6 protein-coding genes are annotated in these 12727 nt (G+C 48.8%); 1 reads left to right on the forward strand and 5 read right to left on the reverse strand.

The features are described from left to right. Positions 1–58: 58 nt before the first annotated feature. Positions 59–1873 carry a DUF349 domain-containing protein gene (locus tag L6468_RS10960; protein WP_091817112.1) on the forward strand — a complete coding sequence of 605 codons (1815 nt, stop codon included), beginning with the start codon at positions 59–61 and terminating at the stop codon, positions 1871–1873. 92 nt (positions 1874–1965) lie between these two features. Here L6468_RS10960 and L6468_RS10965 read toward each other — a convergent pair whose 3' ends face one another. From L6468_RS10965 to L6468_RS10985, 5 genes are all read right to left on the reverse strand, one after another. After that, the gene (locus L6468_RS10965; RefSeq protein ID WP_237793263.1) at positions 1966–3891 is read right to left on the reverse strand and encodes a cache domain-containing protein; all 1926 of its coding nucleotides are present in this window, start codon (positions 3889–3891) and stop codon (positions 1966–1968) included. Beyond that, on the reverse strand, positions 3872–5257 hold the full coding sequence (locus L6468_RS10970; RefSeq protein WP_237793264.1) for a PDC sensor domain-containing protein: 1386 nt from the start codon (positions 5255–5257) through the stop codon (positions 3872–3874). Before L6468_RS10970 ends, L6468_RS10965 begins: the two co-directional genes overlap by 20 nt. 192 nt (positions 5258–5449) lie before the next feature. After that, positions 5450–7783, reverse strand: coding sequence for a CotH kinase family protein (locus tag L6468_RS10975; protein WP_237793265.1), 2334 nt, complete (start codon positions 7781–7783; stop codon positions 5450–5452). A 94-nt stretch (positions 7784–7877) separates the two neighbouring features. Further along, the gene (gene xyn10D/fae1, locus L6468_RS10980) at positions 7878–10046 is read right to left on the reverse strand and encodes a bifunctional endo-1,4-beta-xylanase/feruloyl esterase (protein ID WP_237793266.1); all 2169 of its coding nucleotides are present in this window, start codon (positions 10044–10046) and stop codon (positions 7878–7880) included. Between the two features lie 119 nt (positions 10047–10165). Continuing rightward, a complete protein-coding gene (locus L6468_RS10985; protein ID WP_237793267.1) occupies positions 10166–12685 on the reverse strand; it encodes a glycosyl hydrolase family 95 catalytic domain-containing protein in 2520 nt (839 codons plus the stop codon). Between the last annotated feature and the right edge of the window lie 42 nt (positions 12686–12727).

A 12727-nucleotide genomic window follows, 5' to 3' on the forward strand; every position in this document is an offset into this window, starting at 1 on the left:
GGTACCTTTGAAGCCTAATTTTGTGTGAACCAACCGAATCAGTAACTAAAAAAGTTAAATGATGGACTCTCAAGAAAACATCCTCGAAAAGGGGAATCAAGAAGTTAAGGTCGAAGAGACCGCAGTAGAAACAACCGAAAACAACGCTTCACCTGCTGAAGAACGAAAAGTTTACACCACCAAGAAAGAAGTTCTTGATCGTGTAAAGGAGATTGCTCACGGCGAAGAAGCTCCGCAGAAAGAAGAGGTAGAATACCTGAAGACGGCATTCTACAAACTGCACATTGCAGAGCGCGAAGCACAGTTGAAGGAGTATATTGACGGTGGAGGCGATCCTGAAGCCTACCAAATCACCCCCGATGAAGACGAAGAAGTATTCAAGGCTGAGATGGGCGTTATCAAAGAGCGTCGTCAGCAGATCTTCCGCGAGCAGGAGGCTGAGAAGGAGGAGAACCTGAAGAAGAAGCAGGCCATCATTGAAAAGATTAAGGCTATGGTCACTTCTCCTGAGGAGGCCAGCAAGACCTACCAGGAGTTTAAGGCCCTGCAGCAGGAGTGGCGCGAGATTAAGGCTGTACCAGCTGAGAGTGCCAACGAGTTGTGGCGTAACTACCAGCTCTACGTGGAGCAGTTCTACGACCTGCTGAAACTGAACAGCGAGGCTCGTGAGCTGGACTTCAAGAAGAACCTGGAGGCTAAGACACGTCTGTGCGAGGCTGCAGAGAAACTGGCTGACGAAACTGACGTGATCAGCGCTTTCCACCAGTTGCAGCAGCTCCATCAGGAGTATCGCGAGATTGGTCCTGTCAGCAAGGAACTGCGCGAAGAGATTTGGCAGCGTTTCAAGGCAGCCAGCACCGTTATCAACAAGCGTCACCAGCAGCACTTTGAGGATCTGCGCGCTCGCGAAGAGGATAATCTGGTCAAGAAGACTGCTCTCTGCGAGAAGGTGGAGGCAATCAATGGTGAAGAGAACAAGGGTAGCGGCGACTGGGAACGTCATACGCAGGAGATTATTGCTATTCAGGCTGAATGGAAGACCATCGGCTTTGCACCACAGAAGATGAACGTGAAGATCTTTGAGCGTTTCCGTGCTGCATGTGATGACTTCTTTGCCCGCAAGGCTGAATACTTCAAGACACTGAAAGACAGTTTCAAGGAGAATGCCGACAAGAAACGTGCACTGATTGAGAAAGCCAAGGCTTTGCAGGACAGCACAGAATGGCGTTCTACCAGCGATAAGCTTATTGCCCTCCAGAAGGAATGGAAGACCATCGGTGTGGTGCCCAAGAAACTGGGTGACCAGCTGTGGGAGGAGTTCCTTGGCGCTTGCAACAAATTCTTCGAGGCCCGTAATGCCGCAGGTGCCGGTCAGCGCAATGAGGAGCACGAGAACCTGGAGAAGAAGCGCGACGTCATTGAACGTCTGAAGGCTGTTGCCGAGGAAGCCGGCGAAGGACTGCAGGAGAAGGTACAGAAACTGGTTGAGGAATACAACGCCATCGGTCACGTGCCCTTCAAGGAGAAAGACAAGATTTATGAAGAGTACCATGCTGTACTCGACAAGCTCTATAAGGAATTGAATGTCAGCGTAGCCAAGAAGCGCCTCAACAAGTTCAAGGACAACCTGAAGCAGGTAGCAGAGCGTGGCGAGGGTGCACTGGACAACGAGCGCCAGCGTCTGATGCGTCAGTATGACAACCTGAAGCAGGAGATTCATACCTACGAGAACAACCTGGGCTTCCTGACTGCCAGCAGCAAGAAGGGTAACAGCCTCATCGAGGAGATGAACCGCAAAATTCAGAAGTTGAAGGATGATATGCAGTTGGTCAAGGAGAAGATCAAGGCTATCGATGCCGAGAACAACGCATAAGCAGACTTCCCACATATCACAGAATAAGAATCCCAGCCATTTCACAATGACTGGGATTTTTTCTATTTAAAATAGTATAATCAGTAGTTAAGTTACACGGGAAGAGCTATGATAAAACGGGCACCGGAAGTGTAGCTCTCGTCGAGCATCAGGTCACCACCCATCATCTTAGTAAACTGCTTAGAGACGAAAAGACCTAATCCAAGACCTTCTGAGAAGCTATTGGCCTTGATAAACTGATTGAATATCTGACTGCGGTGAGCAGCAGGAACACCAGGGCCATTATCCTCCACAATGAAATGTACGAATCCGTCAACCTTCTGAACACGCAGCACAATCAATGCCTCGTCCTCATGACCAGGAACAACGCTATACTTCTTGGCATTATAAAGCAGTTCGTTGAAGGCCTTCAGGAAATAATCCTTATGGACATTGACAAACAAGTCGTCAGGTACCTCTGTCTTTACCTGTAGGTTCACATCAGGCTTTGACACACGCTGATTGTAGATATTGACTGCCTCACAGACAATACCATTACATGAAACGTGGTCCTCGCAATCCACCACCTTACCAACATCCAGTGAAGACGCAGCAGTGAGCATATGTACCATACGCGAAATAGATGTCGCATTGTGCTTCATCGTCTCCGTGATAGTCACCATCTCCTCACGCGGTATCACGGTATAGTCATCACGCAGCACCTGTACAAATCCCATGATGATATTCAGCGGCGTACGTATCTGATGGAGGATATTCTGCAGGAAGGCAACCTGACGCTGGGCGGCCTCTTCGGCCTGCTGATTGGCATTTGCCAATTCCGTATTCCTGTGCTCTGTCTCTGCATTCACCCGCTCCAGATGACTGATATGCTTTGCCAACGACTTCTGCATGGCAGAGAAACTGTTCTGCAGGCGTCCGATTACATCCACGCGTCTGCTGTTTGGCAAGGGCACATCAAAATGACCATCAGCAATATGATGGGTCTGAGATGCCAGGCGATTCAACGGATTGATAAACGAATTCACGATGGCACGCAGGAAATACATCAAGAGGAACAGACCTATGACGAGCAAAGGCACAAGGATGTACAGCAGTTTGTTGTATCGGGAGAACATATCACTCTCTGAACAAATCAGGGCTATGCTCCAAGGGGTATGTGCCAGGGGCTTATAGAACACCAGACAATCATCGCCGTCAAAATTTACCTCCATGAAGCCCGAGTTTCTTGCCACCATCTCATGTCCTAAGGCAATAATATCGGGATGCTCTCGTGGGTCCAAGTCGTCGAAGATGGTTTTACGGACCAGTTTCGTTGTGTCTGTATGAACAAAGTAATGACCTTCCTGTCCCAGCATCATACAATAGGAGTGCTCGTAAGGCACCTCTTCAGAGATAGCCATCGACAAGCGCTTCAACGAAAGGTCGGTTGCCATGATACCGATGGTAGTACCCTGATTATCCTTAATAGGAACGCTATACGAGGAAATCCACTCAGATTTAGAAGAAGAACCGCCATCATTATCGTCGTAAGGATCTGTCCATACGGGTTCATCAGCCTCGTAGGCCTTCTTATACCACACCTTATTATAATAGTCGTAAGGTTTCTCGCGTACAGTAATCACGCTGTCACCCTTGCGATAGGAGAATGCAGAGAAATAGTGACCATCCTGAGAGAAGAAGTCGGGCTCCATTGTAATAGAACAACTACTGACACCAGGATTCAGCTGCACAACACGCTGCGTATAGGCCAACAAGGAATCAGGTGTCAGATTCTCGTCAATCTGCCACATCATATTATCGGTCACCGTCTGGACTTCATTCAGGAAGCCGCCAACACGCAAAGAAGTATTTGCCAGCATGCGATCTGCCCGCTCAACGGCTTCCTGACGCACCATTTCCCTGGACCACTTAAACAGAAGACCCAGGGACACGACGAAGACCACCACGACAAAGGGGATAATGCCGATACCTAATCTCGCAGCCAGGGAATTATGTACTTTACGTATTGGTATTGTCATCAGGATTCACAGTTTGATTATTCAAGGAAACTTCAATGGTCTTGTCAAGCAACTGAGTGACAGAATGTGTGTGTTCAGCCATTTCGTTGACCATCTCAGCCACTTCCTCATGCGTCAAGTGGTCATGTTCCTTGGAGATAGTATCTACCAATGTATTGATTCGGGTCACAGGTTGCACCATCTGACCAGTCATATTATGTACGAAAACAGATTTCAGCCTGTCGGCCTCACGTACTTTCTCACGGGCCACACGCAAAGCATCATTCTGACGGTCAAGAACAGTCTTGCGCTGTTCGATGGTAGCCAGATAACGACCTAATGAACGCTGCATGGCACGGAAGCTCTTCTGCAAGGCACCGACCTCATCCTTTCGGTAGCTGTCTGCAATGGGCTTGTCAAAATGGCCTGCTGCCAGACGCTGAGCAGAGAGGTCGAGCATTCGTAGCGGGCGCAACTGGAAATGGATGTAATGCGAACAGTACAACAGCAAGACCAGCATGCCGCCAACCATAATAAACATCATTCGTTTCAGCAAACGGTCATATGTATCAAAGACATCCGACTTCAAACTGACGATGTTGGCTGTCCACCCCGTGTTTCTATAGGGCTTATAGAATACATAGCAGGGAGCGCCATATAAGGTCAGGGACATATGGCCAGTATTACCCTTCAACATCACATCAGTCAACTGCTGCAGATTTTGATCAGGGTATTCCGCCAGCTGTTCATAGATGGTACGCGCCTGCAAATAGGACGAATCGGGATGGATGATAAACGTACCACTCTGATTCATCAAAGAACAAAATGTACGCGGGAAGGGGCGCGCAGCTTCAATCGTATGCGACAGCCACTCCAAGGAAATGGCCGACACAAAGACACCGATAACACGCTCATGTTGCCTGATGGGGATGCTATAACCCATAACCGGATATCCGCCACGCAGGTTTTCTATCGTAGGGTCGCTCCACTGGGCCTCACCGGTAGAATATGGCAAGGAATACCATTCCTGTTCTGTATAGGGACGGTTTCCAAAATGATCAGACATAGAGATAGAGTCGGTGCCACGATAAGAACAGAATAAAGTCTGGCAGTCTTTATCCTCACAGAAAGAAGGGTCTAACGCAATAGCACATCCTACAATACTGGGATTGCTATCCAACATCTTACGGGTGAGGTATTGCAGGGTTGCAGGCTCATTAACATGATGCTCTACATTCCAGTGTATGTTTATGGAAGCCTTTTCTACAGTACGCAAACGATTATCAATTTGCTGTATCATACCGTCCAAGGCAGCCTCAGACTTTGCCAAAGCCTCTTTCTTCACGGCTGTACGGGCATAATAGAACATAACCAAGAGAGCCGCCATAAAAAATATGGCCACGAATCCCACAACACAAAGACTTAATCTTGCTGAAAGGGATTTGCGTATCGCTAAGATCAGGTTCTTCATAAACTGAGTGCAAAGTTAACCATTTTTTCAAAAAGAGCGTTGTTTCTACACACAAACTTTTCTGAAAAAAAGTTATCTTTGCACCCCTCGTCGATTAATCTTTATGCTTTATCGAATGACGACCTTCCGGCCGTTTCTGATATACATTCCTTTCACAGGATGTTCCACTACCTGTCCATTCAAGTTGTAATACTTATTATCATTGATATGGTCATATTTAGCCATATTAACAGTCGTGACTTCAGACTTCGGAACCAGATACATTCCTTTCACCGTGAGCTGGCCACCACTATTAACCTTGATGGTATTCAGATGTACAAAACCATCAACGCGTTTATTACCGTTGGAATCGTCCATAGCAGCAATCTGCTCCAATGGAATAGAAATCACACCATATTCTGAATCCCAGTAGGTGCTCCGTTCATTCACATCGGTAATGAACTGCTTATAGGGACCATGATCCACAAGGCGGTTGGCAATGATACGCAGTCCACTACCCGATCCCCGAACGATCAGACGGTCGTACTGACTGAGGTCGGCAAACTGATTGTAAGTCACAGAAGTGGAACCTACAACGACGTTACCGCCACTCAACGACTTATTCAGGTTCCAGTCTGCATTCCAGGCCTTTGTCTGGCTTGCATCAGCACCTGTGCCATTCCACTCGCAGAACATGTCCTTCGTCAGAGGAATCCACTCCTCAGGAGCCTCAAAGTCGTCAATGTTCACATAGCTCAGGATATCATTCAGGACCCTGGCGCTACGATTAGGAAAATACTCCGTCAACAGTCGGTTGCGTTCAGGGATATAGAACTCGTCAACAGTATACAGTTTGCCTGCAGAACTATAGCGATGGACATCCCGGCGGTAGTCGCCCCAACGGGCAGCCTCATCATAAAGAGCCTTGTCAATCGTGTAATAGAGACTGTCCCATACATCAACGACAGACTTCTCACCCAGCAATCCATCATTAGCCAGTACCTCTTTAGCACGACGTACATAGCGCTTTGCGAACTGAGGATTCTGCAACAGATTGCGGTAAATGGCCGTAACAGCACCTTCCTTGTCCCTGCTGACAGCACCAGAAGCCACGTTCTCATTGACATTCATCAGAATCAGTTCACTATCCCAGCAAAGGAACTTGAATCCCTCGCTTGCCGTAGAGTCATTGTTATGGCGACGGATAGCATACCAGTTATGATGATTCCAGTCTGTATTACCAGCATACTGATTGATGAGCATATAATCGATGAAGTTACCAATATCAAGCAGGGAATCGAGTTTCTGGTAATAGGTATCATCAGCAGCACGGGCCACGACATCATTCATTTTCTCCCACGCATCAAGTGTGCCTTCGCTGGCCTCAATATGATTTCCGCCATCCTCCTCAATCTTGACGACATCTATATCCTCCTTCTTGCCACCAAGATGGTCCTTGCCGAACTGGCCGTCCACACGTTCGGCAATATTGTAGAGTCCCCAATACATGCCATTGATAAACAAATGGACATAAAGGGCATTCACACTGGTGTGTCCCATTTTCCTCTGAATGCGACGTGCCCATACATCTCGTGTATACTGCGCACGCTGACGGTTATCCTCGCCCCAGTGTTGCCAGGCATTACCGAAATGGCAACGCAGCACAAGCTGGTCGAACTTCGCAGGTTCGTCCTCACCAAAGAGCGGGTACTTCAGCGTCTTAGGACCATATTTCTCCTTGAATACCAGGCGGAAAGAGTGCTTGGGGTTTTTCTCTGCCAAGCGGCCATGTCCGCCATGCAGACGGATGCCACAACTCGTACTCAGGTCATGCTGCTGAGGACCGCCAAAGAGTTCCACGCTGGCAGGGCGCGTCCAGCCATGACCTGTAGCATCACCTACCGGAGGACCTGTGAAGATATAGATACCACCTCGTTCCTCATCATTCTCATGACTGAAGAAATTGTCCTTGTCAGAGACAATGCTCAGAACGGGCAGTTGCTTCAGGCCCTCAATAATCTTAGGCCGCAAGGTACTATTACCCGTCATCTCAGGATCCATCTCATAATCAGCCTTCGCAGTACCGCTGATCTGCGTATAGCTTCCCCACTCAGAGGGATAGCCCGCAGGGGTATTGGATTGACTAAGTACGGAATTAACAAAGATATAACTGGTTGTGGCAACGGGTGACAGTGAGTCACCTATCTCCTCGACAGCACGAAGGATTGTTGTCTTGGTGAGTTGCAGTGGAGCCGTGTATCGGGGACTGCTTTTCGTTGGCGTGCTACCATCCGTGGTATAGCGAATAGTAGCAGAGGCATCACCACTAATCGTGACGCTGATGCTCTTGGTACCGTCAATCAGTTCATGTGGCCGGTTGAACTTGGGCTGGGCCAAGGCTGTCGTAACAGCAGTCATAAATGTAAGAAATGTCAATTCTGTAAGTAGTAGAAATTTTTTCATCGTTATTGGTTTTTGGGTGCAAAGATAATAAAAAAATGCGGCAACGAGTGCCGCATTTTGTTTCGTTATATTTAAATTATGTTACAATCCTTATTTATTTGAAGAGCAGTGGAGCCATCTCACGCAAGCTGCGACGCCATGTCAGGAACTCATGAGCAGTACCCTCAGACACGAAGCCATGAGCATCGAAGCCGGCAGCCTTCAGAGCATCAACACTAGCCTTGATACCATCAGGATTCTCCTTGCTGCCACAGCTCTCGAAGATAACCTTCACCTGCTTAGGATCCTTGATATCCTCAGGCATATAGGTACCACCGCTCAGCAGTCCATAGTATGCGAACATCTCAGGACGACGCAGTGTGATGGTCTTTGTCTCCATACCACCCATTGACAGGCCAGCCATAGCACGGCTATCCTTCTTGGCGATAGTCTTGAAGTTTGCATCGATATAAGGTACGAGCTCATCGCAGAGCACGGTCTCAAACTCCTTGGCAGTGAAGCCGCCCATTCCACCAAACTTGATGTCATTGGTCATACCATAGGTCATCACGATGATGAATGGCTTTGTCTTACCCTCAGCAATCAGGTTATCCATGATAAGTCCGGCACAACCCTGAACAGGCCAGCTGGTCTCGTTCTCACCCCAGCCATGCTGCAGGTAAAGCACGGGGAAGCGCTTCTTGCCATCATAGGTAGGAGGCAGATATACATTGGCAACCTTCACCAGATTTGTGCTCTTTGAGGGGAACAGAACCTGTACCATCTTACCGTGCTTGACATCCATGCGGTTAGCATAGAAATCCTGATCAGGAGCAGGAATCTCGATACCACTCTCCCAACGGCAAGAACCGAAGAAGTTGCCAGTACCAGGATCATTGACAGTAGCACCATCGATGGTGAGGTGATAATAGTGGAAACCAGGATCCATAGGACCATCAGTCGTACCAGTCCAAACACCATCCTTATCCTTCTTCAGTACAGTACCGCCACGACCACCAAGACCAAGGCTTACAATAACAGACTTAGCATCGGGAGCCTCAATGCGGAAACGGGCATAACCCTCGCTGTTCACCTTAGGCCATTCCTGACCAGGCTGGTTCCAGAAGTTGGGCACGAAATCTTCCTTCGGTACACGGTTATCAAGTGAAGCATCGAAATCACGGATAGCACGGAAGCAAGCCTTTGGACGGTAGTTCTCATCGAAAGGCAGTGGGTGGTTGTTCACACCAAGCCAAGAGTCCTTATCACCCAAGTTCCAGAATGTAACGTTATCGATAACGTCAGCGTGTCTACGGAACACCTTGAACAGACGGGCATACTGGTCAGTCTGCAATGTAGCCATATAAGCAGGCTGAGGCTTAGCCTCTCCACGAGAGAACATCAACTGGCCACCGCTCTCGTTGTTCATACGCAGGTCGAGCTCTGTGATATGGATGTGCTTCACGATCTCCTTGAAACGTACGATAGCCTTCTCCAACTGAGCCTCATCAGGGAAGTAGATATTGTAGTGGCCCTGCATACCGATACCATCGATGGGCACACCAGCATCCTTCATCTTCTTCACCATATTATAAATGCGCTCACGCTTGCCCTCATCTACACAACTGTAGTCGTTGTAGAACAGGAGTACGTTGGGGTCGGCCTCACGGGCAAACTGGAATGCCTTGGCGATAAACTCGTCACCACAAAGCTGGAAATGACGGCTCTGACGATAAGGACTAGGCTCCTGACCACCACGACGGCCCCAACGAGGAGCATTATTATCGTCGGCCATGGCCTCATTCACTACGTCCCATGCGTACACCACATCCTTGTAGCGATTCACTACAGTATGAATATGTTCACGCAGGCGCTCGTAAAAGACCTCTTTTGAAACAGCCTTACCATTCTTGTCGGTAAACATCCAATCGGCAAACTGTGAGTGCCAGCACAGACAGTGGCCACGCATCTTGATGCCGTTCTGACGACAGAAGTTGGCTATCTTGTCAGCGCGCTCAAAGTTCCAGACGCCCTCCTTAGGATGGATTTCACCTGGTTTCCAGTCGTTCTCTGCAGTAACGCTATTGAACTGTTTAATAGTGAGAGCCTTCTGGGCATCGTCACTAATGTTACGCTGATTCAGCGCTACACCGATGGTGAAATAATCCTTGTAAGCATCCTTCAGGCCTACATTCTCTCTAGGGTCAACCTGACGAAACTGTGCCCATGAGGCAGTGCTCATTGCAATTAATGCAGTAAGAGCAAAAATTCTTGTTTTTCTCATTGTGTTGATTTAGAAATGGTTTAAAGTTATCACTAACGATATTTGCGATGCAAAAGTACACAAAAAAAGCGACACAACCTTAAGTCGGATGTGTCGCTTTCTTTTCTATTCGTCTCATTTTATTGTTTTCCGAAGCGATATGTCTCACCAGCAACCGTTTCTACATCATATTCATACACATGCTGCAAAGGTAGGAGAGAAAAGTCCTTCAGCTCTGTTGACTTCAATGGCGTACGGATTTCCGCAGGTGCTAACAGATTATTGGGGCATTCACCATGAGCCTCTTTCAGTCCTTTACCTTTCAATGGCACGTACGAGCGCAAGCGCAATGTGCCACCAATAGTTGAGCGAACCACGACATCACGAAGTTCTCCTCCATTCCAGGTTTCGTCAACGACGAATCCGCCACGTGCACGCAGCCCCTTCACCTCACCGGTCTTCCAGTCTTTGGGCAAAGCAGGCAACAGCTGAACGGCACCGTCATGACTCTGCAGCAACATCTCACAGATACCAGCCGACACACCGAAGTTTCCATCAATCTGGAAGGGCGGATGCGCATCAAAAAGGTTGGGATAGGTACGTCCATTAGGATGCTGGCGCGCAGAACGGTCATCCGGCAACAGATGCAACATATTCTTGATGATGCGGAAAGCATGATCGCCATCGAGCATACGAGCCCAGAAATTCGTCTTCCAGCCCAAGCTCCAACCCGTAGCCATATCACCACGCTGGTTCAGCGTATTGGCTGCAGCCGTAAAGAGATCGGGATGAGAATAGGGAGATATCTGATTGGAGGGATACAGGCCATAGAGATGTGAGATATGACGATGTTCGTCCCTGGGGTCGTCGGCATCAATCAGCCACTCCTGCAACTGTCCGTAACGTCCTATCTGCATAGGAGGAAGATTGGACATCTGGAATTTGAGGTTTGAGATGTATTTTTCATCTTCACCCAGCACCTTGGCAGCCTGAAGCGTTTGCGAGAGCACATCAAAGGCAATCTGGTTATCCATGGTAGAACCAGCTGTCACATTGGTATTCTTACCACGAGGTCCATGCTCAGGCGATACCGTTGGAACGGTCATCAGCCATCCTGCAGCCTGTTTCACCTCGCCGCCTGCAGGATATACCTGCATATAGTCGAGCAGGAAGTCGGCTGCACCTTTCAGCACAGGATACCATTGCTTCAGGAAGTCCTTGTCGCCCGTATAGAGATAATGCTGCCAGATGTGGGTCGTCATCCAAGCGCCTCCAGTGGGGAACATACCCCAAGGTGTACCATCCACAGGACCTGCAATACGCCAAAGGTCCGTGTTGTGATGGGCCACCCAACCTTTACAGTTATACATATCCTTGGCAGTCTTTGCACCCGTCTCGCTCAGGTCCTTAATCATTGAGAAGAAAGGTTCCTGTGTCTCTGCGAGATTGCCCACCAAAGCAGGCCAGTAGTTCATCTCAGCATTGATATTAATGGTGTATTTCGAATCCCAGGGAGCATTCACGTTATCGTTCCACACGCCCTGCAGGTTAGCAGCCTGTCCGCCTGGCTGACTTGAAGAGATCAGCAGATAACGGCCATACTGCATCATCAGGGCCACCATATCCAGGTCGCTGGCATCCTTTTCAAAGGCAGCCACACGCTTGTCGGTCTCCAAACCAGAGTTTACAGATTTAGGCAGCGTCAATGATACGCGATTGTATTGTTCCTTGTATTTGGCGGTATGACGGGCCAGCAACTGCGGGAACCGCATCGTCTCTGCCTGGTTCAGACGGTTTTTGTTCTTCTTTGTGGCATTGCCGCTGATATCGTGATAGTTCACGAAATTGGTGGCGGCAGAAATATAGATGGTAGCCACGGTAGCATCCTGGACGATAATCGTGCCGTCGGCAAACGAGATACCGGCATCCTTACCCTCCACTCGCACGCTGGCGTGACACTCAGCAGTCAGACCAGCCTTAACGCCCTCTTGTTCAACGCCCTGAACCGTGGCGATGAGGCGTCCGCCATGATTCCCAGAACCTGCAGTCAGAGCATTCTGACAAGTATGTTCTGAAGTCACCTTGAAAGGCAGCTGACTCTGATAGGACATCGTAAAGCTCAGCGCACCCTTCTTTCCGGCTTTCAACTGGATAACAATCACGCTGTCGGCCTGAGAGGCGAACACCGTGCGCTCGTATTTCACACCATTATATATATAAGAGGTAGTGGCCGTAGCATCACCCAGGTTCAGGGCACGCTCATACTTGGTCACGTCATTATGGCCTAACGAGAGCTTCAGGCTGCCCATGGGAAGGAAACGCATGCCGTGAGGCCCCTTGACAAAATGCTGGTCTATCAGTTTGGCAGCCTCGCCCTCCTTGCCTTGGAAAATCAGGCTACGCACCTCTGACAAAGCCTCCAGCGACTCTGTGCTGTTATTATTGTGGGGCTGACCACTCCAGAAAGTCTCCTCATTGAGCTGGATCTCCTCAGTATCAGTACCGCCATAGATCATAGCACCCATGTGACTGTTACCGACAGGCAGTGCTTCCAACCAATGGCTGGCAGGCTTTGAATACCACAAACGATGATTCTGGGCTATCGCCGTTGAGGAAACGACAACCAACAGAAATAAAAATGCGAAACGGTTTCGTAACATATTGTTATTGATTTAAATAGTTTAGGCCGTGCAAAGGTAGGA

It is taken from the genome of Prevotella communis, assembly GCF_022024115.1.
GTDB lineage: Bacteria > Bacteroidota > Bacteroidia > Bacteroidales > Bacteroidaceae > Prevotella > Prevotella communis.

Coding starts and splice junctions, on each gene's coding strand:
- L6468_RS10960 (WP_091817112.1), top strand. CDS start 59: ATGATGGACTCTCAAGAAAACATCCTCGAAAAGGGGAATCAAGAAGTT.
- L6468_RS10965 (WP_237793263.1), bottom strand. CDS start 3,891: ATGACAATACCAATACGTAAAGTACATAATTCCCTGGCTGCGAGATTA.
- L6468_RS10970 (WP_237793264.1), bottom strand. CDS start 5,257: ATGGCGGCTCTCTTGGTTATGTTCTATTATGCCCGTACAGCCGTGAAG.
- L6468_RS10975 (WP_237793265.1), bottom strand. CDS start 7,783: ATGAAAAAATTTCTACTACTTACAGAATTGACATTTCTTACATTTATG.
- xyn10D/fae1 (WP_237793266.1), bottom strand. CDS start 10,046: ATGAGAAAAACAAGAATTTTTGCTCTTACTGCATTAATTGCAATGAGC.
- L6468_RS10985 (WP_237793267.1), bottom strand. CDS start 12,685: ATGTTACGAAACCGTTTCGCATTTTTATTTCTGTTGGTTGTCGTTTCC.